The organism is Marinobacter piscis, assembly GCF_007671655.1.
GTDB classification, from domain to species: domain Bacteria; phylum Pseudomonadota; class Gammaproteobacteria; order Pseudomonadales; family Oleiphilaceae; genus Marinobacter; species Marinobacter piscensis.
Genome location: NZ_VCGX01000001.1, coordinates 294,167 through 318,415 on the forward strand (window position 1 = coordinate 294,167; position 24,249 = coordinate 318,415).

The following is a 24,249-nucleotide window of genomic DNA, read 5'->3' on the forward strand; positions in this document are numbered from 1 at the left end:
ATTTTGAGCCGGTTTACTGACTCACATTCTTCTTTTGTTAATCCAGACGCCCCACTATCCCGTCGCGAATTGCGTAAGCAACTGCGCCACAAGCGTCGCCAGTTGTCACTCCGGGAGCAACAGCAAGCCTCACTCTCTCTCGCTCTGAATCTGACAAAAAACCAGGATTTACACAGAGCCAGACACATTGCCATCTACCTTCCCAATGATGGTGAAATCGATCCACGTCCGTACATGGCCATGGCGCGCCGGAGAGGTGTCCATTTTTACTTGCCGGTGCTGCACCCGATTCATCGTGGCAGGCTGGTGTTCAGCCCCTATACTAACGAAGTCAAGCTGACAGCCAACCGCTTTGGAATTCCCGAACCCTGTTTCAGTAATGGGCTCAGGCGGCCGCCCTGGGCCTTGGATGCCGTACTGTTCCCGCTGGTGGGGTTTGATGAAACCGGTGGAAGACTGGGGATGGGTGGCGGATTTTATGATCGCACGTTCGCATTCAGCCGGCAGCGCCCGAGGCTGGCGCCAAAGCTGATTGGGCTGGCTCATGACTTTCAGAAGGTGAGCCGTTTGCCCACTGAGCCCTGGGATGTACCGTTACACAGTATAGTGACAGACAAGCAGGTGTACCGGGTCAGGTAGCATCGCAACCTGTTACCCGGTGGGCGATGCTCCTGACACTGGAGCGGGGTTTTGCACGACCGGCTGAGCGTTTATCGTCTTTGATTCTTGCTCGGATGCCTGAAGCGACGTCAGTCCGGTTACCACCAGACCTACGGCAAAGACCAGTACCAGTGTACGGATAATGTCCGGCTTACCACCCATGGCATATACCTGTTCAATAAAATTAACAGTGCGGAAAATCAATCGGCCACTCTTGCAAGAAAGAGCGGCTGAAAGATTACCATGTATACTGTTTTTTACAATTTTTGACAGGTTACAATTACGTAAGAGTAGGTTTGCCGTTACCCGCCCCTAAAAACAGCTTGTATGCCTCATTATCTGTCATGTTTTCGTAACGAAAGCCGACCCTTTCCAGCATTTTCTCAAAGGCTCCGACTTCGTCTGCATTCACCTGAGCGCCAAGCAAAACGCGGCTGTAGGCAGCACCGTGGTTACGGTAATGAAACAGAGAGATGTTCCAGCGAGTACCCAGGGACATCAGAAACTTCAACAGCGCCCCCGGTCGCTCCGGAAACTCGAACTGGTAGACAACTTCGTTTGTTACCGACGGCGCGTGTCCACCCACCAGATGCCGGATATGCTGCTTCGCCACATCACTGTCGGTGAGGTCAATAACCGAGTAACCGGATTCCCTGAGCTGCTGCACCAGCTCTTCACGTCCGAGCCCGCCAGCCTGGATCTGAATCCCGACAAAAATCACTGCCTGCCGGTCATCAGCGTAACGGTAGTTAAACTCCGTGATACTCCGCTTATGCAGGGCGTTGATGAAGGTTTTGAAGGCGCCGGGTTTTTCCGGAATGGTCACCGCCAGAATGGCTTCACGCTTTTCACCGATTTCAGTGCGCTCGGAAATATAACGCAACCGGTCAAAGTTCATATTGGCGCCACTGAGGACACCGGCGAGGTTTTCACCCTCAAGCTGTTCCCGCCCGATGTATTTTTTCATGCCGGCAACCGACAAGGCTCCGGCGGGCTCGGCAATGGAGCGGGTATCCTCGAACACATCTTTGATGGCCGCACAGATTTCGTCTGTTGTCACCGTGATAACTTCATCTACTGCGTCTTTGCAGATATTCCAGGGTTCTTCACCTATCTGGCGCACGGCCACGCCATCGGCAAAGATACCCACTTCATCCAGAACCACCCGCTCACCCGCGGCAAGCGCTGACTGCAGACAACTGGAATCTTCCGGCTCAACACCGATTACTCTGGTTTCCGGTCGCAGATATTTGATATACGCCGCCATGCCGGCAATCAGACCGCCACCGCCAACCGGGACAAACACCGCATGCAGCGGCTGGGAAAACTGCCACAGAAGCTCCATGGCGACGGTACCCTGACCGGCAATGACATCCGGGTCGTCATACGGCGGAATGTAAGTATACCCGTGCTTTTCAACCAGCTCCCGGGCGTGGGTGGCGGCTTCGTCAAAGGCATCACCTCTGAGGACAACTTTAGCGCCACGATCGCGAACAGATTTCACTTTGATGTCCGGTGTTGTCTGGGGCATCACAATGACGGCTTTAATACCCAGTTGCCTGGCTGACATAGCGACGCCCTGGGCATGGTTGCCCGCAGAGGCACAGATAACACCCTTGGCTTTTTGCTCGTCCGAGAGCTGGGCAATCCGGTTGTACGCACCGCGAATCTTGAAGGAAAACACCGGCTGAAGATCCTCACGCTTAAGCATAATATTATTGCCAAAGCGCTTGGACAGACTGCGGGCTTCAGTAAGTGGCGTTTCGATGGCGACGTCATAGACGCGCGCATCAAGAATCTTCTTGATATAGCGTTGCGACATTTTAGTTCCGATTGCTGGTGGATGGTCGGGGAAAACCTACAGTGTAGAAAGTTTGTACGGCAGCCGTCTACAAGCTGACGATGCTTAAGCGTTATAATGCGCCTGAACCCAACCTATTTGTAGCCGGAGCATCCCATGAATCAGGACGACCTCAAAAAAGCCGTTGCCAAAGCCGCCGTGGATTACATTACCCCGCGCCTGGAGCGTGACAGCATTATCGGCGTTGGTACCGGAAGCACAGCCAACTTCTTCATTGATATGCTTGCCGACCTGAAAACCGGATTTGACGGGGCAGTAGCCAGCTCGAAAGCAACGGCAGAGCGCCTGAAACACCACGGCATTCCGGTTTATGACCTCAACAATGCCACCCCCCTGGAGTTCTATGTGGACGGCGCTGACGAGGTCAATGAACGCCTGGAGCTGATCAAAGGCGGCGGCGGTGCACTGACCCGGGAAAAAATTGTTGCAGAAGTCGCCAAAACCTTTATCTGCATTGCTGATGAATCCAAGCAGGTCGGTATTCTGGGCAACTTTCCCCTTCCGGTTGAGGTCATTCCCATGGCACGCAGCCACGTAGGCCGTGAAATTGTCAGGCTTGGTGGCGACCCGGTTTACCGGAATGGCGTTGTTACGGATAACGGCAATATCATCATCGACATCCATAACCTGGATATTTCCCGCCCGATCAAGGTGGAAGAAAAGCTCAACAACATTGTCGGCGTGGTTACTAACGGCCTGTTTGCACGCCGCCCGGCCGACCTTCTGCTTCTGGGCTCCGGTGAAGGCGTTAAAAGCATTCCCCGTCGGGGAGCCTGAGCCCCGAACCAAGCGCTTGCTTGGTGGTTGATTTTGCGCGACACTCGGAAGCTACTTCAATAACAAGAAGGAGCACCGCAGTGTCGGATTATTTTAACGAAACGCATCAGCAGGTACGGCTGACTGCCCGTAGATTTATTGAGACCCACGTGCTTCCCCACATAGATAACTGGGAAGAAGCCGGTGAGATCCCACGGGACGTCTATCAGAAAGCCGGAGAGGCAGGATTGCTCGGGATTGGCTTCCCTGAGTCCCTGGGCGGTGTCGGTGAAGGCGATGTCTTTCTGAAAGTGGCGGTTTCCGAAGAGTTGATGCGCTCCACCTCCGGCGGTTTTGTCGCCAGTATAGGCTCTCTCGACATCGGCCTGCCCCCGGTTGCCAAGTGGGCCAAAGCCGACGTTCGGGAGCAGATTGTGCCCCCGGTCCTGCGAGGTGAAAAAATCTCGGCCCTTGCCATCACCGAGCCAGGTGGCGGTTCCGATGTTGCCAACCTGAAAACCCGGGCGGCCCGGGATGGCGATGATTATATTGTCAACGGCAGCAAAACCTTCATTACCAGCGGTACCCGGGCCGACCACTTCACCGTAGCGGTACGCACCGGAGGCGAGGGGCATGCCGGTATCAGCCTGCTGCTGATTGACCGCGATACACCCGGTTTCTCCAGTGGAAACAAGCTCCGCAAAATGGGCTGGTGGGCCAGCGATACTGCTGAACTCTTCTTTGAAGACTGCCGGGTACCCGCTGACCGTTTGATCGGTGCTGAGAATGCCGGATTTATCGCTATTATGAGCAACTTTCTGGCCGAGCGCCTGAGCCTGTCCATCATGGCCTACATGACAGCCCAGCTGGCCTATGAGGCTGCTCTGGACTACGTCAGACAGCGCCAGGCCTTTGGCCGGTCCGTGTCCGGGTTTCAGGTTACCCGACATAAGCTGGTCGATATGGCGACCGAAATTGATGTAGCCCGTGAATATACCTACCGGTGTGCTGCCTTGATGCAGGCAGGTAAAAATCCGATCAAGCAGGTTGCCATGGCCAAAAACTTTTCTGTCGATGTGTGTGAGAAAGTCACCCGGGAAGCGGTTCAGTTATTCGGAGGCATGGGGTTCATGCGGGAGTCTGTCGTGGAGAGGCTGTACAGGGACACCAAAATTTTGTCGATTGGCGGCGGCACTACGGAAATCATGAAAGAGCTGATTGCCAAGCAGATTCGCCTGTAGACCCCCGGTCAATACAAAGCGTTCACCAAGGTTTAGTTTCGAATGCGGCAGGAGTCCCGTATAATTGCGCTCACTTTTAAAAGCGTAGTTACACGAACCTGGAAATCAGTAAGGACTCCTCATGCAATTCGACAACATTCCGGCAGGTTTGAACCCGCCTGAAGACATCTACGTAGCCATCGAAATTCCGGCCAACCACTCCCCTGTCAAGTACGAAATTGATAAGGACATGGGCGCTTTGCTGGTTGACCGCTTCATGGCCACGCCTATGTTTTACCCGGCCAATTACGGTTTTATCCCTCACACTCTCGCGGACGACGGCGACCCTCTGGACGCGCTGGTCGTAACGCCTTATCCGCTGCAGGCAGGCTCGATTATCCGCTGCCGTCCGGTAGGAGTTCTGCACATGGAAGACGAAGCAGGCGGTGATGCCAAACTGATCGCGGTGCCCCACGACAAACTCACAAGCGTTTATCAGGATGTGAAAGAGGTCGAAGACCTGCCGGCACTGCTGCGTGACCAGATCCGTCACTTTTTCGAGAACTACAAAACACTTGAACCTGGCAAGTGGGTTAAAGTGCAGGGTTGGGATAACGCCGAAGCGGCTAAAAAAGCGGTCACTGACTCGATTAACGCCTACAAAAACTGATTAACCCTCAATCAGATAAAAAAACCGGGCTGGTGCACACACCACCCCGGTTTTTTTACAGGCCTGCATTTAACCCCGTGACAGAAGATCCCGCATATCACTGATTGCCGCATTGGCCCGGGACAAATACGCTGCCATGGTCAGTGAATGATTGGCAAGAACCCCGAAACCACTGCCGTTCAGAATAACCGGACTCCACATCTCACCCTGGGCGCCTTCAAGCTCAATAATAATCTGCTTCACGCTGGAGATTGCATTCTTATCCTGTAGTACCTTACGGAAATCCACCTCAATGGCACGGAAGATATGCAAAAGCGCCCAGGAACTGCCGCGGGCTTCGTAAAACACGTCATCTATGCGCGTCCAGTCGGTTTTGACATCACCTCCCGTTGTTTCTTCACTCAGCGGGTCATCCGGATTCACGTTGGCGACAGCTTCTGATACTGAAGCTTTGCCCACACTTTCCCCAAGTGTACGGGAAAGGCTGCCAAGCCGGGTTTCCAGATCGCCCAACCAGTTACTCAGGTTGTCGGCCCTTGCATAAAACTGGGCGTTACTCTGCTCCGGATCGGAAAGGCGGTCAAGATAACGCTTTAACGCTTTGATGCCCCGACGGTATTCCGTCTCAGTTGAAGGCAGTGCCCAGCTACCACTGTCAAAATGGAACTGGGGTTCAGCAATGGTTAAATCCGGGTCTTCCGCAGACTGGCTCTGGGAGCGACTGATGTCTTTGCGCATGGCACGGGAGAGATCCCGCAGCTGTACCAATACTCCGTATTCCCAGTTAGGCTGGTTATCGAGCCACAGACCCGGCGGGAAAATATCGTTGGAAATATAGCCACCAGGCTTGTCCAGCAGTGTTTCTGCAATGCGAATCATGGTCACAGTTGTTGCAAAACCGGTAACCGGCTCCCGCTGCATTTCTTCAGCAACGGCACGGGTATGTTCTCGCACAGAAAAAGGTTCCGGCTCGCTACTCCAATAGATTCCCAGGATCACCGTTACCAACAGATAAACCAGCAAGGCGACAACCAAAACCTTTCCAAGCGCGCCCCTGTTGCCAGTATAATCCTGAACACCTTCTTTTTTGTCTTTAAAGTACTGCCTGAATTTGCCTGGCATTTTACGTTAAGCCTCTTGTCTGTAATTTCACTGCATATATAGCCTGTACCGATCGTAACCTATAGACCGCCCTCTATACACACCATAGATTTGACAAACAATTACACAGTCCCACCTACGCCGGCAACTTTAATCCTTGCAGCTGCCCTGTGAGGCTACCGTATGAAACCATCGTCGTATAGAAGTCCGCCCCGCCGTTAACGACAATGATTGCCATAAGCAACAGGATCATGGGATACCTGCCATTGCTTTTTATTTCTGCGCGGCAGATTTAATCGCATGCGCCTCGAAAATGTGTTGATCTGAAGATAAAAAGCTCTCACCATTGGTGGAAAATGCCGACAAGTTCGGCGATCCTGTTTCTAAAGAACATAAAGGCAGACGCAAGCATGTCGACAATTCTTGTGCTCCACGGCCCTAATCTCAATATGCTCGGCACCCGCGAGCCTGATGTTTACGGCCACGAGACACTGGCGGATATTGATGATCGCTTACGGGCGTGCGCAGCAGAAAGAGGTCACCACCTGCTGCATCTGCAATCAAACGCAGAATACGAACTGATTGAGCGGATTCATGAAGCCCGCGCTGAAGGCGTGGATTTCATTATTATCAACCCCGCAGCATTCACGCATACCAGCGTTGCCTTGCGGGATGCTTTGCTAGCCTCGGGAATTCCGTTCATTGAAGTACACCTTTCCAACGTGCATGCCCGGGAGGCGTTCCGGCATCACTCATATTTTTCCGATATCGCCGAGGGCGTTATCTGCGGACTCGGCAGCCAGGGCTATGAACTTGCTCTTCAGGCCGCCATACAACGAATTCACTGATAGACCTGACAAACAGGACCGGACTGATTATGGATATTCGTAAAATTAAAAAACTGATTGAACTGCTCGAGGTATCAGACGTCGAGGAGCTTGAAATTCACGAGGGCGACGATTCCGTACGTATTTCCCGTCGCAGCGAGCAGAGCGGTGGCACTCAGTACATCAGCCACTACGCGCCTCCGCAACCGTTCCAGTCGTCCCAGGCGCCGGAAACACCCGGACCGGTTCAGCAGGAAGAAACTCCCCAGCCTGCGGTTCATGACGGCCATGCACTGCGTTCGCCAATGGTAGGCACCTTCTACCGGGCACCCTCACCTACTTCCGACGCTTTTGTTGAGGTTGGCCAGAAAGTAAAAGCAGGTGAAGTTGTTTGCATTGTAGAAGCCATGAAGATGATGAACCAGATTGAAGCCGACAAGAGCGGCACTGTTTCTGAAATTCTGGTCGAAAACGGTCAGCCCGTTGAATTTGATCAGCCACTGATAATCATTTCCTGAACCTGGTGATAGCGACCCATGGCCATGTTAGAAAAAGTTCTGATCGCAAACCGGGGTGAAATCGCCCTCCGGATTTTGCGTGCGTGCAAGGAGCTCGGCATCAAAACCGTAGCGGTCCACTCACAGGTTGATCGCGATCTGATGCATGTGCGCCTGGCCGACGAATCTGTTTGTATCGGTCCCAACAACCCTCTGGAAAGCTACCTCAATATCCCCACGATTATCAGTGCGGCTGAGGTAACAGACTCGGTAGGCATCCATCCCGGCTATGGCTTTCTTGCCGAAAACGCCGATTTTGCAGAACAGGTCGAAAAAAGCGGCTTTCATTTTATTGGCCCCCGGGCTGAGACCATTCGCCTTATGGGCAACAAGGTCTCGGCCATCAACGCCATGATCCGGGCCGGCGTACCAACTGTGCCCGGATCTGACGGGCCACTGACGGATGACGACGAGCGCACCCTGGAGATTGCCCGCAACATCGGTTACCCGGTGATGATCAAGGCGGCGTCTGGCGGCGGCGGCCGGGGGATGCAGGTGGTGTATTCTGAAGCGGCATTGCTCAAAGCCGTACAGATCACTCAGAGCGAGGCCCGGAACGCCTTTGGTGATGCCACAGTTTACCTCGAAAAGTTTCTGGAGGCGCCGCGTCATGTAGAAGTCCAGGTGCTGGCGGATATGCATGGCAACTGCATCCATCTGGGTGATCGCGACTGCTCCATGCAGCGCCGCAACCAGAAGGTGATTGAGGAAGCTCCGGCGCCGAACATTGACCCGGAAGCCCGCGAGCGAACACTCAAAGCCTGTGTGGATGCCTGCAAAACCATTGGGTATGTGGGAGCTGGCACCTTTGAGTTCCTGTACCAGGACGGAGAGTTCTTTTTCATTGAAATGAACACCCGTGTGCAGGTTGAGCACCCTATTTCCGAAATGGTGACCGGTGTTGATATCGTTCGTGAACAACTCCGCATTGCTAGCGGGTTGCCACTGCAGTACGAGCAGGAAGACATCCAAATCAACGGTCATGCCATGGAATGCCGGATCAACGCCGAGGATCCTGATACATTTGTTCCCAGCCCCGGCAGAGTCAAGCACTTCCACGCTCCTGGCGGCTGCGGAGTAAGGGTCGATTCTCACCTTTACAGCGGCTACACCGTTCCCCCATTTTACGATTCACTGATTGCCAAGCTGATTACCTGGGGCGATGACCGGCAGGTGGCTCGCCGGCGCATGAGAATCGCACTGGATGAGCTACTGGTTGATGGTATTAAAACCAATCAGCCACTGCACCGTAAGCTGGTACGCGATGGTGGTTTCAAAACGGTAGACTTCACGATACATTACCTCGAAAAACTGATGCGGGAATAACCTCCCGCGTCAAACTGCTGGAACCACTATGCCCTGGATACAACTCAAGATTCCGGCTGACCCTGATACCGCGGATCAGCTCGAAGACCTGCTTATGGATATGGGAGCTGACGCTGTGTCTATGGAAGACGCAGCTGATCAGCCAATTTACGAGCCTGACCCCGGCACCACGCCTTTGTGGGGTGATACCAGTGTTACCGGAATGTTTCAGTCTGATCAGGATATCGACCAGCTGTGCTCTGACGTTCGCAATGCCTGGCATCAGCAGACCCAGCAGGCACTTCCGGAAATCGAAGTGGTCCTGGTGGAAGATAAAGACTGGGAACGGGCGTGGATGGACGATTTCCACCCGCTGCAGTTTGGCGAGCGCCTGTGGATTGTTCCCAGCTGGCACGAAGCGCCTGACCCGGACGCCGCCAACCTGATGCTGGATCCGGGCCTTGCATTCGGCACAGGCACCCACCCGACCACCGCCCTCTGCCTCGAATGGCTGGACGGACAGGACGTGCACGGAAAACAGGTTACGGACTATGGCTGCGGCTCGGGTATTCTGGGGCTGGCAGCACTGCTTCTGGGTGCCACTCATGTTGTGGGAGTCGACACCGACCCCCAGGCACTGGAAGCAAGCCGCGAGAATGCCCGCCGCAACGGCGTCAGCGATACTCGCCTGGACCTGTACTTACCGGAAAACGAGCCTGACACCAGGGCCGACGTGATGCTGGCAAACATTCTCGCTCAGCCACTGATAGAGCTTGCTCCGCACCTGGCCTCCCTCACCAACCCGGGAGGCGATCTTGTGCTCTCCGGCATCCTTTCTTATCAGGCCCGTGAGGTTATGACAGCCTATGAGCCCTGGTTTATCATGGACGAACCTGAACACCGCGAAGAATGGATACGCCTCACAGGCAAACGCAGGGACAGGTGACGCAAGCTGCCGTAAAGACTAAACTCGTCAGCTTGTAGTTCAGTCGCTTTCAGGAACGAAGCATGCCTCAGAACGCTCTGCAGACCCAGTGCCCCAAGTGCCTTACCCGATTTCTGGTGACCAGCGAACAGCTGGGAGTTGCCAGCGGCAAGGTGCGTTGCGGGCATTGCCTGGAGATTTTTTATGCCGCCGATCATGAAATAAAGCAGGCCACAAACACCTCTCCGGAACAGGCTCCGCCCACATTCAGCAGCGACCCCACAGACGAAGACATCCTCTTTGCGGATAATCCCGAGGAAGACGCGGCTGAGGGCCAGTATGCCGGCGCCAGCCTGACCTTCTCGGATGATGAATTAAGCGACAGCATCCGTAATCATGCTGAAACTGCGGCATCAGAGCCAGCTGACAACAGCGAAACGTCCCCTGAAGAGGTTGATGAGAGCTGGGCCGAGGCCATTCTGTGGGAGGATGAAATACCTTCCGCTCATACTGAAGCAACATCCTCGCCAGAGCCAGAAGGTGATCTTCATGCCGGCCCTCCGGAAGATGCACAAGATGACACCCCTCTCGTGGCAAGCAGGCCATTTGATGACCTCAGGCACGATCCGGTGTCCGTCAACAGCCGTAAAAGCAGCTGGCTGCGTACCCTTGTCTGGTCCGTTATTGTACTCGGCCTTCTGGGGGTTCTGGTGGCACAGGTTACCTGGTTTCACTTTGACCGCTTGTCAGCTATCCCCGAATTACGCCCCTATTATGAAAAAGGCTGCGAGCTGGCAGGCTGTGAGCTAAAACCATTGATGAGTGTGGACGCCATTCAAAGCCGTAAACTCGTGGTACGCACGAACCCTGAAAATCGCAGCCAGCTGATCGTTGATGCCGTCATTATTAACCGGGCGGGGTTTCAGCAACCGTTTCCGGCCATTGCCCTGACTTTTTCCAACCTCAACGGAGACGTTGTCGCCCAAAGCGTTTTTACCCCTGAAGAATACCTCGCCGGCGATGCCAGCCCGCCTGACATGATGCAGACGGAAACGCCGGTGCGTATTGCCATACACATCCGTGATCCCGGTCGGGATGCGGTTAACTACAGCATGACGTTCCGGCCCTACAGCCCCTGAAACAGCCGCGAAGACACTCCGGAAGATTCGTCAAAACCGGACCCATAGAGCAAAAGTCAACCAGAAAGAGCGAAAAATAATCAGGTTTTTCGCCTCTTTGCCCCTTCAATCACATTGCGCCCGGCGGTATCATTAGCGCCCTTCGGAATCGAGACAGGTCATTTATTAATCAGCCCGTCTCCTCCGACCTTTGCTCAACCTGCTGTGATACGGATTCAGATCATGTTGCCAACGGCAAAAATCGGGCCGTACACCCTGCCCAACCCGCTGATTGTTGCTCCGATGGCGGGCGTAACAGACCGTCCGTTCCGGCTGCTTTGCCGTAAACTGGGCGCGGGTCTGGCCGTATCAGAAATGGTCATCGCAGACAGCAAACTCTGGCATACGCGCAAATCCAGAACCCGCATGAATCACACCGGAGAGCCCGAGCCGCGATCCGTTCAGATTGCCGGCGGCGACCCGGATATGCTGGCCAATGCAGCGCGGCTGAACGCAGAGTACGGCGCCCAGATTATTGACATCAACATGGGCTGCCCGGCTAAAAAAGTCTGTAATAAAGCGGCTGGGTCAGCACTGATGAGGGATGAGCAGCTGGTTCGCGAAATTCTGGATGCCGTGGTCCGTGCGGTTGATATCCCGGTTACGCTGAAAATGCGAACAGGCTGGGACGCAGACAGCCGCAATGCCGTAACCATTGCGCGCATGGCAGAAGATGCAGGCATTCAGGCGCTGGCCGTTCATGGACGGACCCGCGCCGATAAGTATAACGGCGAGGCAGAGTACGACACCATTGCCCGCGTCAAAGCCAGTGTGGAGATCCCGGTATTTGCCAATGGAGACATCACGTCCCCTCGAAAAGCACAACAGGTTCTGCAGCACACCGGTGCTGACGGCCTGCTTATAGGCCGTGCCGCGCAGGGAAGCCCCTGGATTTTCCGGGAAATACTGCACTTCCTGGAAACCGGCGAATACAGGCAGCCCCCCTCGCTTAGCGAAGTGGAACAGACATTAAGCAAACACCTGGATGCCCTGCACAGCTTTTACGGCGAACACATGGGCGTACGCATCGCCAGAAAACACGTGGGCTGGTATTTACAGTCACACGACCCCGACAAACAGTTTCGCAGATACTTCAATGCGCTCGACAACGCACTGGAGCAGAGAGACAGTATTCAACAGTATTTTTCAGGCTTACGAAATGGAGAGGTATTCGCAGCATGACCGCTGAGACTTTGGCAAACAACACCCTGAGCACACCCGCCAACGATGATATTCACCAGCTGCAGACCGTAAACAGCAGTGGAACCACCGTAACCCTGCGGGACAGTGTAGAAGTGGCCCTGAAAAACTACTTCGCTCAGCTTGACGGAGCACCGGTTACAGAAGTCTATCAGCTGGTGCTTTCAGAAGTAGAAGCGCCGCTGCTGGAGCAGGTTATGAAATACACCCGCAATAACCAGACCAAGGCATCCACCATGCTCGGTCTGAACCGCGGAACCCTGCGCAAGAAGCTGAAGCAGTACGGCCTGCTATAATTCAAACACCGTATTGGCAGAGGGCCTCCCGGACACCTTTCGCGAGGCCCTTGTTCGTTTACCCCAAGTGAAGACTATTACCCCATGGCAAACCAGGCTAGCATCCCCGTCCGTCGCGCACTGATCAGTGTCAGTGACAAATCCGGCATCGTCGAATTCGGACGCGCCCTCACCGACCGCGGCATCGAACTGCTCTCCACTGGTGGCACCTTTCGCCTTCTGCAGGAGAATAATATTCCGGTTACCGAAGTATCGGATTACACGGGCTTTCCGGAGATGATGGACGGCCGCGTGAAAACCCTGCACCCGAAAATCCACGGTGGCATTCTTGGCCGCCGAGGCACTGACGACACTGTCATGGACGAGCACAGCATCGCTCCCATCGATATGGTTGTGGTGAATCTCTACCCCTTCGAAGCCACCATTGCCAATCCTGACTGCGACCTTGCAACCGCTATTGAAAACATTGATATTGGCGGCCCCACCATGGTCCGCGCCGCTGCCAAAAACCACAACGACGTTGCCATCGTGGTCAACAGCTCGGATTATGGGCGGGTACTGCAAGAGCTGAACGATAACGACGGTCAGTTGCGCCACAGCACGCGTTTCGATCTGGCGGTTAAAGCATTCGAGCATACGGCAGGCTACGATGGCGCCATTGCCAACTACCTTGGCGGCCGCACGGCTGACAATGACAACGCAGACTTTCCCCGCACGTTTAACAGCCAGTATGTGAAAGTGCAGGACATGCGCTACGGTGAAAACCCGCACCAACGCGCTGCCTTTTACGCTGAGCGAAACCCCAAAGAAGCCAGTGTTGCAACCGCCGAGCAGCTGCAGGGTAAAGCGTTATCCTACAACAACGTGGCAGACACAGATGCGGCGCTGGAATGTGTGAAGCCGTTTGCAGACCCTGCCTGCGTGATTGTGAAACACGCCAACCCCTGCGGTGTCGCCATCGGTGCCGATATTCTCCAGGCCTATGACCTGGCATTCGCCACTGACCCCACGTCGGCGTTTGGCGGAATTATTGCGTTTAACCGGGAGCTGGATGCAGACACTGCCCGGGCAATCATCGAGCGCCAGTTTGTGGAAGTCATTATTGCCCCCTCCGTTGCTCCTGAAGCGGCAGAGCTGGTGGCTGCCAAAAAGAACGTGCGGCTCCTGGCCTGTGGCGACCTTAACGGTGACCGTGCCCAGTCCATGGATTTCAAGCGCGTCACCGGCGGCCTTCTGGTTCAGGAGCGGGACCTGGGCATGGTGGCCATGGCCGATGTGAAAGTTGTCACCACCCGCCAGCCCACAGAGCACGAGCTGAATGACCTGCTGTTTGCCTGGGAAGTGGCTAAATACGTGAAATCCAACGCGATCGTTTACGCCCGCTCGGGCCGCACCATTGGTGTTGGCGCCGGCCAGATGAGTCGTGTCTACAGTGCCCGGATTGCCGGCATCAAAGCAGCTGACGAGAATCTGGAAGTGGAAGGCTCTGTTATGGCCTCCGATGCGTTTTTCCCGTTCCGGGACGGCATTGATTCTGCCGCTGAAGCCGGTATTACTGCCGTAATCCAGCCGGGGGGCTCCATGCGCGATCAGGAGGTCATTGATGCGGCCAATGAACACGGTATTGCGATGGTGTTCACGGGCATGCGCCACTTCCGGCACTGACAGTAAGCGGGGCGGGGATTCTCTGCTCCGCGCTTCACCGGGTTTGTGACAACATTGTAGAATACCCCTTTGGTCACGCTTCTTTGTGGCACCTCTTCATGACATTACAGGGCAAAGAGATATGAATATTCTGGTCATCGGCAGCGGCGGGCGCGAACACGCACTGGCCTGGAAAGCTGCCCAGTCCCCGGATGCGGGTACAGTCTTCGTGGCACCGGGCAACGCCGGTACAGCCCGTGAACCGGGCGTTGAAAACGTCAACCTGGATGTACTGGACCTTGAGGGGCTGGCCAGTTTTGCCACTGATAACAACGTGGGCCTGACCATTGTCGGCCCGGAAGCACCTCTGGTCGCCGGTGTGGTCGATCTGTTTGAAGAACGTGGCCTGCGTATATTCGGCCCGAGTGCCGGTGCCGCCCAGCTGGAAGGATCAAAAGCCTTTACCAAGGATTTTCTGGCTCGCCACCAGATCCCCTCTGCCGGGTACGGTAACTTCACCGACGTCGATGAAGCGCTAGCTTATATTCGCGAACAAGGGGCGCCCATTGTGGTCAAGGCAGACGGTCTTGCTGCCGGTAAAGGCGTGATTGTGGCCATGACCCTTGAGGAGGCCGAAACCGCGGTTCGTGACATGCTGGCAGGCAATGCTTTTGGTGAAGCCGGTAGCCGGGTTGTCATTGAGGAGTTCCTGGAGGGCGAAGAGGCCAGCTTTATTGTGATGGTCGATGGTGAGCATGTTCTGCCCATGGCCACCTCTCAGGACCACAAGCGTGTGGGCGACGGAGACACCGGTCTGAACACAGGCGGTATGGGTGCCTACTCCCCTGCGCCTGTGGTCACCACTGATATCTACAAGCGTATTATGGACGAAGTCATCTACCCGACAGTACGGGGCATGACGGCCGAAGGACTCCCCTATAAGGGCTTCCTGTATGCAGGCCTGATGATTGACTCCTCCGGCACACCCAAGGTGATTGAATTCAACTGCCGCTTTGGTGATCCGGAAACCCAGCCTATCCTGTTGCGGATGAAGTCGGACATAGTGGAACTCTGTCAGGCTGCAGTTGATGGCAAACTGGATCAGTGCACCTCGGAGTGGGACGAACGCGCGTCTGTGGGCGTGGTTATGGCCGCTGGGGGATACCCCGGAAGCTACAACAAAGGCGATGTTATTTCCGGCCTGCCCGACACAGAAACAGACGGTGAGAAGGCGTTTCATGCCGGCACCACACTGAGGGATACCCAGGTGGTCACCGATGGTGGCCGGGTACTGTGCGCCACCGCACTGGGCACCACGGTAACGGAAGCTCAACAGCGTGCATACAAGCTTGCCCGAACCATCACCTGGGATGGCGCTTTCTACCGCAGCGATATTGCTTATCGTGCCATTGCACGGGAAAAATCGTAACGACGCTGATGAAGTGAAAGCCCGGCCAATGACCGGGCTTTTTTTATGGCTTACTGTCGGTTTGTATACTCTGAGATGAACCCTCCACAATAGCCAGGAACAACGCCCATGCTGCAAAAACACCCATTTGTTGTCGCACTGTTACTTGTATCGGTTTTGCTTGTCAGTGCCTGTTCCCGCCATAGCATCTACGAAACCGCCATAAACTATGAGCGCTCCCGCGCCGGCCTGGAAACCGCCAGTGTTACGGTTGATGAACTGACCATTGCTTATCTGCGGAATTCAGAGGCCAATAATGGCGATACCATCGTTCTGGTGCATGGGTTTGGTGCCAACAAGGATAACTGGACCCGCATGGCCCGGGAGCTTACTGACGATTTTAACGTGTACGCTATAGACCTTCCCGGCCACGGTGAGAGCAGCAAACCACTGGATCTGGGATACCGTCTGGAAGAGCAGGTTGAGCATCTTGCCGGTATTCTCAACGCCCTCGATATCAACGAAATGCACATGATGGGCAACTCCATGGGTGGCGGCATTACCGCGCTTTATGCCGCCACTTACCCGGAGCAGATTAAAACCGCGGTGTTGTTCGATCCCGCTGGCATTCTCGAGTATGAGAGCGAACTGGTCGACCGGGTACTCGCCGGTGACAACCCCCTTATTCCCAGCGAGCCGGGTGACTTCAAGCGCCTGATGGACTTTGCAATGGAGAAAAAGCCGTTTGTGCCCTGGCCGATACTTGACGTTATGGAAGAACAGGCCATCGCCAATCTGGAAGTGAACAAGGTGATTTTTGCCGCCATACAGGAAGCCGGGTTCAAGTCCGGGTTTCGCAACGCTATTACCGCGATAGAAGACCCGGTTCTGGTGATTTGGGGCAAGGAAGACCGAATTCTTGATTACCGTAACGGCGAGGTTTTTCGCAACGCCATTCCCGGAGCCCGACTGGAGCTACTGGAGGGCGTTGGCCACGCTCCGATGATCGAGGTTCCCGAGCGGTCTGTACGCCTGTTCCTGGAATTTGCCAGCCCCTATATTTCCAAAGCCGGCTAGGGCCAAAGAACCGGAGACTCTTGTCACTATTACTTCAACGATCAGGGAAAACAAGGTAGCCTTGCACGAGTCTTTATCCGTTTTCCCTGAAAGAACCTCCCATGCCTGAAGCTATCTGGATTTCATTTGCATTCGGCCTCGGTCTGACAATTAAAGCCGTAGGCCTGCCCCCACTGGTTGGCTACCTGGCAGCAGGGTTTGTGCTGAGCGGCCTGGCTGCCAACCCTTCTATCGGGATCTCCGCAGAGCCGACCGCAGTGCTGGCACACATAGCCCACCTGGGCGTATTGCTCATGCTGTTTTCCGTGGGCCTCAAGCTTAAGCTCAAATCGGTTATCAGCCCGGAAGTGATCGGTGGCAGCCTGCTCCACTTCGCCATCACCTGCCTTGTGTTTACCCCCGGTCTGTACCTGTTACTGGACATAAACTGGTACACCGCCTTCATGCTGGCCGTTGCCCTGTCCTTCTCATCCACGGTTTTAGCCGCGAAAGTTCTGGAAAACAAACGCGAGCTCAAAGCATTTCATGGACGGGTGTCCGTCGGCATCCTGATCATGCAGGATTTAATCGCCTTGCTGGTCATGAGCCTTGCAGCTGGCCAGACACCCTCTGAGTGGGCGCTGATCGTCTTTGGCCTGCCCCTGTTGCGTCCCTTGCTGTTCAAACTGCTGGATGCCAGTGGTCACGATGAGCTGCTGGTCCTTCTGGGCCTGTTACTGGCTCTGGTACTGGGCGGCATGGGCTTTGAAGCCGTCGGGCTCAGTTCCGAGCTGGGCGCGCTGATTTTCGGGGCTATTCTTGCCAATCACCCTCGCAGCCAGGAACTGGCAAAATCCCTGTGGAGTGTGAAGGAAATTTTCCTGGTTGGCTTTTTTCTGCAAATCGGCATCGGCGGTCTGCCGGATGCCAGTGCCATCCTGTTTGCCATTGTGGCGGCGCTGGTGTTGCCCTTTAAAGGCATTCTGTTTTTCTTCCTGATGCTGCTTTTCCGCCTGCGGGCCCGCAGCGGCTTTCTCACGTCCCTGTCCCTGACCAACTACAGTGAGTTCGGCCTGATTGTTGCCAGTATTGCTTTGCCGGAATGGCTGGTGCCTCTGGCGATCACTGTGGCCCTGTCTTTCCTCATTTCGGCACCACTGAACCGGCTGGCGCATCCGCTGTATGAAAAGCTGAGTCATCGCCTTGTGCGTTATGAACGGCATCAGCGGCACCCGGATGAGCTGCCTGTTTCCCTGGGCGACACCCGGGTACTGGTCATGGGGATGGGGCGGACCGGCACGGCGGCTTATGACTGGCTGAGTACCTCGGAACCCAGACTGATGGCCCTGGACTCCGACCTCCCGAAAGTGGAAAGGCACCAGGCAGACGGGCGCAATGTTGTCTACGCGGATGCTGAAGACAACACCTTCTGGGAAGCCCTTCATATGCCAGACGTAGAAGCCGTTATTCTTTCCATGAGTGATATAGAAGCGAAGCTGATCGCTGCGCGAATGCTGCGTAAAATGGGCTTTACCGGCTATATTGTGGCGCACACAATGTACGCGGACGAGGCTGAGCGTATTTGCAAAGCCGGCGCCGACGATGCCTACCTCACCATGAGCGAAACCGGCGTTGCCCTGGCCAGCCACCTTCTGGAGAGGGCTCCGGTGGCAGCATCACTGCCCTCATACAAGGCTGGCTGAACTTAGCCTTCAGGCAGTGCGCATGTGCGGAAGCCGGTGTATACGTCGTTGCGCCCTGGCAGATACGCCTGGCGGTAAGTGCCGCGAATCAGGCTGGACGATGTGGCGCAACTTCCCCCACGACTGACCTTATGATCGCCGAACTGCAAGGTAGACATGAAGGGATACATATCCACCTTGAAGCCGTCATAAGGCAGGAACTGATTACTGGTCCACTCCCACACTGTGCCCAGCATCTGCCGGCACCCGAAAGGGCTGTCCCCGGCAGGGTAATCGTGAACCGGGTTGCGGGCCATTGAACGCCCACTCATATCCACTCGGGATGGATCCGGCAGGGCATTCCCCCAGGGGTAGCGCCGGAAAGTCTCTCCCGGCCGATTGCCCAGTGCTGCCACTTCCCACTCATATTCTGTTGGCAAGCGCCTGCCCGCCCAGTGGCACCAGGCCTCTGCTTCCCAATAAGACAAGTGGGTTACCGGGGCATCCGGGTTCAGCGCCAGCCACTGGTTAAACACACGCTCCTGCCACTCGCCGCCGTGCCAGCGCCAGTACAGCGGGTGTTCCGGCGCGCGCATCTGCGGCCCGGCGACACCGTGAACCAGGGATACGTCCTTTTCAGTTTGCAGCCATTGCCGGCCTCCGAACGACCACAACTCCGGGCGCTGATACCCACCATCGTCTACAAATGCCTGAAACTCCCGGTTGCTCACCAGGGTGCGGCTGATTGCATACTCTGGCAATTCAATCTCAAAGCGTGGCTTCTCGGCGTCAAAGGCAAAGTCCTCAGTGGCAAATGCGTCCGACTCCCCCGGCATGCCGATCAGCCAGCGCCCCGCTGGAATATGGACATCCCCGTCGACAGCTTCCCCCGGCGCCGGACGGTCGCCTTTGAAATCTGAGGGTGCCGGATAGCCTACGGTCTGGCGACACCAGATCAGTGACTCAATATGCATGTTCTGATGAAAAATGGCGTACCGGTAAAGATACAGCGCCCGATCGCTCAGCTCATGATTGCGGATTCGCTCCGCGACCCGGTCATACACCGTATTAAAGTACGCAAGGGTTTCATCCCGGCCGGGAAACAGATCCCGCCGCCAGCGATCCTGGTGTTTCACATGGAATGAATCCCAGAGTTCATCCATCGCCGGATTATAACTGGGGGTGCCGTCCAACAGGTTGAAGACAAACACCTCGTAAAAAAACGCAGCATGGCCCATCTCCCACAGGGGCGGATTCACCCCCGGATGATAAGGGACCTCCAACTGTGCGTCTGACAGCGAATGGATAAGCTGCGCTGTACGGGTCCTGGCCAGTTCCAGCTCAGCAAGCAACCGGGCTTTTGTGTCTTCATCCTGTCTCTTGTGCGAACTCACCTGCGTTACCTCCCCACGGATCATTCATACTCCGGTCAGGATAGCAGACAAAAAACCGCCGGGGGACAGTCCCGCGGCGGTTTGATGACTTGAATCAGGCTTCTGCTGTCAGGCTTTCTTGCGCTGCTTGCGCCAGTCCCCCAAGTCTTCGATCAGTTTATAAAACAACGGAACGAAGAACAGAGCCAGTGTACTGGCTGCCAGCATACCGCCGACAACCACTGTGCCGATTTCCTGGCGGCTAACGCCGCCTGCACCACTGCTGAAAGCCAGCGGCAGGGAGCCAACAATGAAGGTAAGAGCAGTCATCATGATCGCCCTGAAACGCTGACGTGCTGCTGTGCTGGCTGCTTCAAAGGAGGTCATACCGGCCTTACGGTTCTGGGCCGCAAACTCCACAATCAGAATAGCGTTTTTAGCCGCCAGACCAATCAATACCAGCAAACCGACCTGGAAGTAGATGTCATTCGGGAAGCCCCGCCACAAGGAGGCCAGTGCCGCACCAAATACACCGAATGGAACCGCAGTGGCAACAGCCACGGGCAGCCCCCAGCGCTCATACTGAGCAGCCAGAATCAGGAAGACCAGTAACAGCCCCATACCGAACGCCAGGGTACCGGAACCGGCCGCATCCTGAAGCTGGAAGGCCTCGCCCGTCCAGCCCAGCAAGGTATTACGGTCAAACTGTTCAGAGGCAACGTCTTCCAGTGCCGCCAGAGCCTCGCCCGTGGTATAGCCAGCGCTGGGATCCGCCAGCAGTTTTGCGGCCGGATATACGTTAAAGCGGTTCAGGATATCGGGACCACTGGTACGCTCCAGGTCCACGAGGGAGCTGAGAGGGATCATCTCACCATAATTGGAACGGACGAAGACCTTGCGCAGATCGTCCGGGTGGCTCCGGAACTCACCTTCGGACTGCAGGTTTACCTGCCAGTTACGTCCCTGCAGCGTGAAATCGTTTACGTACAGACCACCAAAGGTACTCTGCATGGTGTTAAAAATCTGATCAACAGGCACTCCGGCAGCCTGTGCTTTTTCACGGTCCACATTGGCCTGGAACCGGGGAATACCTGTATCCAGAGTGACCCGCACGTTGGTCAGCTCAGGGCGGGCATTGGCGGCTTGGGTAAACCGGTCAGCCATGGTCTTGATTTCCTCCGGCGTGCGACCTCCCCGTGCCTGGATATAGCCTTCAACGCCCCCGGTCGTGGACAAACCCTGAATCGGCGGCGGTGTAAAGGCAATCACAAACGCCTCTGGCATACCAAACCCTATACCCATGATCTTGTTGGCAATATCAGCCGCCGACTGGCCCTCACCTTCACGCTCGTCCCAGTCTTCCAGGGTCACGAACGCCACACCGCTGTTGGTGCGCAATGCGCTGGAAATGATGTCGAAGCCGGCAAACGCAACCACATCCTTGACCTCCGGCAGGTCCATCATCTTCTGGACCAGCTCATCCCGTGTCTTCTCAGTGCGGCTCAAAGCCGACACCGGAGGCAAAGAATACGCAGCCAGGGCAAAGCCCTGGTCTTCCTGGGGCACCAGACCGGACGGCATCTTGTTCATCATGAAGGCGACCCCGCCCAGCATGGCCGCAAACAGCAATACGCCAACCACGGCATGCTTCAAAAGCCAGTCTACTGCGGCCGAGAAACCAGCGGTCATCTTATCAAAGCCGGCATCAAACCAGCGGAACACCGTCAGCTGCTTACCTTCATGGCGGCCCAGCAGTAAGGCACACATGGCAGGCGTCAATGTCAGAGCAACAATACCCGAGATCACCACAGAAATGGCGATGGTGATCGCAAACTGCCGGTACAGTTCACCACTGAGGCCGCCCAGAAATGCCACGGGCGCAAATACAGCGACCAGCACCAGAGTGGATGAAACCACCGCGCCGGAGACCTGACTAACCGTTGTCACCGCAGCGTTGTAGGCTGTCATGCCCTCTTCTTTCATCAGGCGTTCGGCGTTTTCCATGATGATGATGGCGTTATCCACTACCACCCCGATGGCCAGTATCAGCCCGAACAACGTCAGCAGGTTCACCGAGAAGCCAAATACCTGCATGCCGGCAAAAGTGCCCACCAGCGACACAGGTATGGCAATCAGGGGGATCAGAGTGGCGTTGAAGTGCTGCAGGAACAAGAAGGTAATCAACACCACCAGAAGCACCGCCACAATAAACGTATTGACGACTTCCTGAATGGAGACATCGATAAACCGTGTGGTGTCATACGGTACGTTATATTCCAGGCCCTCCGGAAACCGGTCCGAGATTTCCTGCATTGCCTCGTTCACGGCGTCGGCCGCCTCCAGAGCGTTGGCGCCCGGTTGCAGGTAAATCCCCATGGGCACAGTAGCACCGCCGTTGTAGATGGCAGCAAAGTCGTAGTTCTGGGCCCCCAGCTCTATGCGCGCCACATCTTTCAGGCGTAAGGTAGCGCCCTGGTCATCACTACGCAGTATCACCTCACCAAACTCTTCCGGGCTGGTCAGCCGGCCCGGGGCTGACACACTGAAGGTGAACGCCTGGCCTTCGGGCGCAGGCTCGGCACCAATACGGCCTGCTGCAAACTGGGCATTCTGGGCCCGAAGTGAGTTGGCGACATCCACCGGAGTCAGCTCGTACTGAGCCAGCTTGTCGGGCCGCAGCCAGATTCGCATGGAGTAATCCTGGGCGCCGAACAGCGAGGCATCACCAATACCCGGCAGCCGCACCAGTTCATCCAGTACGTTCAGCAGGGCATAGTTCGAAATTTCTACCACATCCATCGAGTTGTCAGGGGAGGACAGAGTAAGAACCTGCAGAATCGATGTGGAACGGGCCTCTACTTTCAGCCCCTGGTCCCTTACTGACTGGGGTAAGCGGGCAAGTGCCTGCTGCACCCGGTTGTTGACGTTAATCGTGGCCTGATCAGGATCCGTTCCAATCTCGAACGAAACCGTCAGCTGAAAACTCCCCGAGTCGGTTGCGCTGGATTCCAGGTAAATCATGTCATCAACGCCGTTGATTTCCTGCTCCAGTGGCGCAACCACGGAATCAGAAATCACCCCGGCACTGGCGCCCGGGAAAGTCCCGTTAACCACCACCTGGGGCGGCACCACGTTAGGGTACTGTTCGATCGGGAGCCCGAGCAGTGCCAGGGCACCGCCCAGAGTAATAATGATGGATATAACCGAAGCAAAAACCGGCCGGTCTATGAATGTACGCAACATCAGCCTGCGCCCTCCGAAGCCCCATCATTGGTTACATTAACCTGGGCGCCATCGCGCAGATTGCTCAACCCACTGACAATATACCGATCGCCGGCCTCAAGACCATCCAGCAGAATTTGTTTGCCGTCGGTCACCGGCCCCAGTTCGACTACCCTGGCCCGCGCCTTGCTCTCGTCATCAACCACGTATACCACCGGCCCTTCGGATGCCTCACCGACTGCAGACTCAGGAATTGCGATAATGTCCTCAAACTTCTGGAGCTCTACACGCACCCGTACAAACTGGCCAGGCACAATTTCATGATCCGGGTTGGGAAACACCGCACGGGCGGATACCGTACCTGTGCGCGGATCCAGTGTTGAAGCGGTAAAGTCAATACGGCCTTCCAGGGCGTACTCGTTACCATCTGCCATCACCAGGCGGGCACTGACGTCCTGTTTTTCATCGCGCCGGGCCATACCTTCTCTTGCTGCCCGGCGAATACTGGCATCGTTTTCCGGCAGCGCAAAGCGCACGTGAACCGGGTCCAGCTGCACGATAGTAGTAAGCAGTGTGCCGGCATCAATCAGACTGCCCTCGGGCAAGTCCTCCAGGCTGGTTACGCCACTGACCGGGGCCGTCACCTCGGTATACCCAAGGTCGAGTCTGGCTTTTGTGACCCTGGCCCGGGCGACAGCCAGATTGGCTTCGGCGGCCTCTTTTGCGGCCTCCGCAGCATCACGGTCGCGCTCGCTCACAGCCTTACGATTGTACAGCGACGAGATCCGTTTCCATTCTCTTTCGGCCTGGCGCAGGTCAGCTGCTGCAACCTGCTGCTGAGCCTGGGCAAGCTGGAGAGCCGCTTCGGCAGGCTTGCGGTCGATCCGGAACAGCGCATCCCCTTCACGCACCATCCGCCCTTCTTCATACAGGCGCTTTTCCAGAATCCCGTTTATCCGGGCACGAACCTCAACTTCTCTGGCCCCCCGAACACGGCCCGCATAGTCCTGGCGTACAGTGGCATTCGTCTGCTCCGCTGTTTCCACGACCACAGCAGCCGGCGGCATTCCGCCCCCTTGCTGACTGCCACTGTCCTCTTTGCTACACCCAGCTAACAAAAACAGGGTCGATAAGGCAGCAATTACAAGCCCGGAGCGGGCCATCGGACGACGATAAATTTCAACGGGCATGCACATTCTCCTGAGCACCGGGAAGGGTGATTCAATACAATCGGGGCGGGGATCAGCCACCGAGGGGAAAAACTGAGCGACATAACATACATTCAATCGTGTATGTATGTAAATGCTT

The 24,249-nt window shown here is 55.8% G+C and carries 21 protein-coding genes; 15 read left to right on the forward strand and 6 right to left on the reverse strand.

What is annotated here, in order from left to right; all coding sequences use genetic code 11:
- The first annotated feature begins 3 nt into the window (after positions 1 to 3).
- Positions 4 to 639 (forward strand): 5-formyltetrahydrofolate cyclo-ligase, encoded by a 636-nt coding sequence (locus tag FFI95_RS01305; protein ID WP_144820541.1) that lies wholly within the window; start codon positions 4 to 6, stop codon positions 637 to 639.
- Positions 640 to 651: 12 nt separating this feature from the next.
- On the opposite strand, the gene FFI95_RS01310 is transcribed toward FFI95_RS01305, so the two are convergent.
- Positions 652 to 864 carry a hypothetical protein gene (locus FFI95_RS01310; protein ID WP_144820542.1) on the reverse strand — a complete coding sequence of 71 codons (213 nt, stop codon included), beginning with the start codon at positions 862 to 864 and terminating at the stop codon, positions 652 to 654.
- A gap of 76 nt (positions 865 to 940) precedes the next feature.
- Positions 941 to 2,482 carry a threonine ammonia-lyase, biosynthetic gene (gene ilvA / locus FFI95_RS01315; protein ID WP_144820543.1) on the reverse strand — a complete coding sequence of 514 codons (1,542 nt, stop codon included), beginning with the start codon at positions 2,480 to 2,482 and terminating at the stop codon, positions 941 to 943.
- Between the two features lie 135 nt (positions 2,483 to 2,617).
- Between ilvA and rpiA the strand changes: the two genes are divergently transcribed.
- From rpiA to ppa, 3 genes are all read left to right on the forward strand, one after another.
- Positions 2,618 to 3,298, forward strand: coding sequence for a ribose-5-phosphate isomerase RpiA (rpiA, locus tag FFI95_RS01320; protein ID WP_144820544.1), 681 nt, complete (start codon positions 2,618 to 2,620; stop codon positions 3,296 to 3,298).
- A gap of 80 nt (positions 3,299 to 3,378) precedes the next feature.
- Complete coding sequence (locus FFI95_RS01325; protein WP_144820545.1) at positions 3,379 to 4,518, forward strand: acyl-CoA dehydrogenase family protein; 1,140 nt, start codon at positions 3,379 to 3,381, stop codon at positions 4,516 to 4,518.
- Positions 4,519 to 4,639: 121 nt separating this feature from the next.
- Positions 4,640 to 5,167, forward strand: coding sequence for an inorganic diphosphatase (ppa, locus tag FFI95_RS01330; RefSeq protein ID WP_144820546.1), 528 nt, complete (start codon positions 4,640 to 4,642; stop codon positions 5,165 to 5,167).
- A gap of 69 nt (positions 5,168 to 5,236) precedes the next feature.
- On the opposite strand, the gene FFI95_RS01335 is transcribed toward ppa, so the two are convergent.
- The gene (locus tag FFI95_RS01335) at positions 5,237 to 6,289 is read right to left on the reverse strand and encodes a DUF2333 family protein (protein ID WP_144820547.1); all 1,053 of its coding nucleotides are present in this window, start codon (positions 6,287 to 6,289) and stop codon (positions 5,237 to 5,239) included.
- Positions 6,290 to 6,678: 389 nt separating this feature from the next.
- Here FFI95_RS01335 and aroQ point away from each other — a divergent pair, with 389 nt between their 5' ends.
- From aroQ to FFI95_RS01390, 11 genes are all read left to right on the forward strand, one after another.
- The gene (gene aroQ, locus FFI95_RS01340; protein WP_144820548.1) at positions 6,679 to 7,116 is read left to right on the forward strand and encodes a type II 3-dehydroquinate dehydratase; all 438 of its coding nucleotides are present in this window, start codon (positions 6,679 to 6,681) and stop codon (positions 7,114 to 7,116) included.
- Positions 7,117 to 7,145: 29 nt separating this feature from the next.
- Positions 7,146 to 7,613 carry an acetyl-CoA carboxylase biotin carboxyl carrier protein gene (gene accB / locus FFI95_RS01345; protein ID WP_144820549.1) on the forward strand — a complete coding sequence of 156 codons (468 nt, stop codon included), beginning with the start codon at positions 7,146 to 7,148 and terminating at the stop codon, positions 7,611 to 7,613.
- 18 nt (positions 7,614 to 7,631) lie between these two features.
- Positions 7,632 to 8,978: an acetyl-CoA carboxylase biotin carboxylase subunit gene (gene accC, locus FFI95_RS01350; protein WP_144820550.1), complete on the forward strand. Its 1,347-nt coding sequence runs from the start codon at positions 7,632 to 7,634 to the stop codon at positions 8,976 to 8,978.
- Positions 8,979 to 9,006: 28 nt separating this feature from the next.
- Complete coding sequence (prmA, locus tag FFI95_RS01355; RefSeq protein WP_144820551.1) at positions 9,007 to 9,903, forward strand: 50S ribosomal protein L11 methyltransferase; 897 nt, start codon at positions 9,007 to 9,009, stop codon at positions 9,901 to 9,903.
- Between the two features lie 62 nt (positions 9,904 to 9,965).
- Positions 9,966 to 11,021 (forward strand): DUF3426 domain-containing protein, encoded by a 1,056-nt coding sequence (locus FFI95_RS01360; RefSeq protein ID WP_144820552.1) that lies wholly within the window; start codon positions 9,966 to 9,968, stop codon positions 11,019 to 11,021.
- A 225-nt stretch (positions 11,022 to 11,246) separates the two neighbouring features.
- The gene (dusB, locus tag FFI95_RS01365; protein WP_186311968.1) at positions 11,247 to 12,242 is read left to right on the forward strand and encodes a tRNA dihydrouridine synthase DusB; all 996 of its coding nucleotides are present in this window, start codon (positions 11,247 to 11,249) and stop codon (positions 12,240 to 12,242) included.
- Positions 12,239 to 12,556, forward strand: coding sequence for a DNA-binding transcriptional regulator Fis (gene fis / locus FFI95_RS01370; protein ID WP_144820554.1), 318 nt, complete (start codon positions 12,239 to 12,241; stop codon positions 12,554 to 12,556). Before dusB ends, fis begins: the two co-directional genes overlap by 4 nt.
- A gap of 84 nt (positions 12,557 to 12,640) precedes the next feature.
- A complete protein-coding gene (purH, locus tag FFI95_RS01375; protein WP_144820555.1) occupies positions 12,641 to 14,221 on the forward strand; it encodes a bifunctional phosphoribosylaminoimidazolecarboxamide formyltransferase/IMP cyclohydrolase in 1,581 nt (526 codons plus the stop codon).
- Between the two features lie 121 nt (positions 14,222 to 14,342).
- Positions 14,343 to 15,629, forward strand: coding sequence for a phosphoribosylamine--glycine ligase (purD, locus tag FFI95_RS01380; RefSeq protein WP_144820556.1), 1,287 nt, complete (start codon positions 14,343 to 14,345; stop codon positions 15,627 to 15,629).
- Between the two features lie 108 nt (positions 15,630 to 15,737).
- Positions 15,738 to 16,685 carry an alpha/beta fold hydrolase gene (locus tag FFI95_RS01385; protein ID WP_144820557.1) on the forward strand — a complete coding sequence of 316 codons (948 nt, stop codon included), beginning with the start codon at positions 15,738 to 15,740 and terminating at the stop codon, positions 16,683 to 16,685.
- A 101-nt stretch (positions 16,686 to 16,786) separates the two neighbouring features.
- Complete coding sequence (locus tag FFI95_RS01390) at positions 16,787 to 18,367, forward strand: cation:proton antiporter family protein (RefSeq protein ID WP_144820558.1); 1,581 nt, start codon at positions 16,787 to 16,789, stop codon at positions 18,365 to 18,367.
- Positions 18,368 to 18,369: 2 nt separating this feature from the next.
- Here the strand turns inward: FFI95_RS01390 and senA are convergent, their stop codons facing one another.
- The 3 genes from senA to FFI95_RS01405 all read right to left on the reverse strand — a co-directional run bounded on the left by senA (position 18,370) and on the right by FFI95_RS01405 (position 24,131).
- Positions 18,370 to 19,764 (reverse strand): selenoneine synthase SenA, encoded by a 1,395-nt coding sequence (gene senA / locus FFI95_RS01395; protein ID WP_144820559.1) that lies wholly within the window; start codon positions 19,762 to 19,764, stop codon positions 18,370 to 18,372.
- 84 nt (positions 19,765 to 19,848) lie between these two features.
- Positions 19,849 to 22,962, reverse strand: a complete 3,114-nt coding sequence (locus FFI95_RS01400) for an efflux RND transporter permease subunit (protein ID WP_144820560.1) — start codon at positions 22,960 to 22,962, stop codon at positions 19,849 to 19,851.
- Positions 22,962 to 24,131, reverse strand: a complete 1,170-nt coding sequence (locus tag FFI95_RS01405; protein WP_144820561.1) for an efflux RND transporter periplasmic adaptor subunit — start codon at positions 24,129 to 24,131, stop codon at positions 22,962 to 22,964. Before FFI95_RS01405 ends, FFI95_RS01400 begins: the two co-directional genes overlap by 1 nt.
- Positions 24,132 to 24,249 lie beyond the last annotated feature (118 nt).

What these genes read in the sequence shown, in the direction of transcription:
- ilvA (WP_144820543.1), bottom strand. Translation starts at nt 2,482, where the DNA reads ATGTCGCAACGCTATATCAAGAAGATTCTTGATGCGCGCGTCTATGAC.
- rpiA (WP_144820544.1), top strand. Translation starts at nt 2,618, where the DNA reads ATGAATCAGGACGACCTCAAAAAAGCCGTTGCCAAAGCCGCCGTGGAT.
- ppa (WP_144820546.1), top strand. Translation starts at nt 4,640, where the DNA reads ATGCAATTCGACAACATTCCGGCAGGTTTGAACCCGCCTGAAGACATC.
- FFI95_RS01335 (WP_144820547.1), bottom strand. Translation starts at nt 6,289, where the DNA reads ATGCCAGGCAAATTCAGGCAGTACTTTAAAGACAAAAAAGAAGGTGTT.
- aroQ (WP_144820548.1), top strand. Translation starts at nt 6,679, where the DNA reads ATGTCGACAATTCTTGTGCTCCACGGCCCTAATCTCAATATGCTCGGC.
- accB (WP_144820549.1), top strand. Translation starts at nt 7,146, where the DNA reads ATGGATATTCGTAAAATTAAAAAACTGATTGAACTGCTCGAGGTATCA.
- accC (WP_144820550.1), top strand. Translation starts at nt 7,632, where the DNA reads ATGGCCATGTTAGAAAAAGTTCTGATCGCAAACCGGGGTGAAATCGCC.
- prmA (WP_144820551.1), top strand. Translation starts at nt 9,007, where the DNA reads ATGCCCTGGATACAACTCAAGATTCCGGCTGACCCTGATACCGCGGAT.
- FFI95_RS01360 (WP_144820552.1), top strand. Translation starts at nt 9,966, where the DNA reads ATGCCTCAGAACGCTCTGCAGACCCAGTGCCCCAAGTGCCTTACCCGA.
- fis (WP_144820554.1), top strand. Translation starts at nt 12,239, where the DNA reads ATGACCGCTGAGACTTTGGCAAACAACACCCTGAGCACACCCGCCAAC.
- purH (WP_144820555.1), top strand. Translation starts at nt 12,641, where the DNA reads ATGGCAAACCAGGCTAGCATCCCCGTCCGTCGCGCACTGATCAGTGTC.
- purD (WP_144820556.1), top strand. Translation starts at nt 14,343, where the DNA reads ATGAATATTCTGGTCATCGGCAGCGGCGGGCGCGAACACGCACTGGCC.
- FFI95_RS01385 (WP_144820557.1), top strand. Translation starts at nt 15,738, where the DNA reads ATGCTGCAAAAACACCCATTTGTTGTCGCACTGTTACTTGTATCGGTT.
- FFI95_RS01390 (WP_144820558.1), top strand. Translation starts at nt 16,787, where the DNA reads ATGCCTGAAGCTATCTGGATTTCATTTGCATTCGGCCTCGGTCTGACA.
- senA (WP_144820559.1), bottom strand. Translation starts at nt 19,764, where the DNA reads ATGATCCGTGGGGAGGTAACGCAGGTGAGTTCGCACAAGAGACAGGAT.
- FFI95_RS01400 (WP_144820560.1), bottom strand. Translation starts at nt 22,962, where the DNA reads ATGTTGCGTACATTCATAGACCGGCCGGTTTTTGCTTCGGTTATATCC.
- FFI95_RS01405 (WP_144820561.1), bottom strand. Translation starts at nt 24,131, where the DNA reads ATGCCCGTTGAAATTTATCGTCGTCCGATGGCCCGCTCCGGGCTTGTA.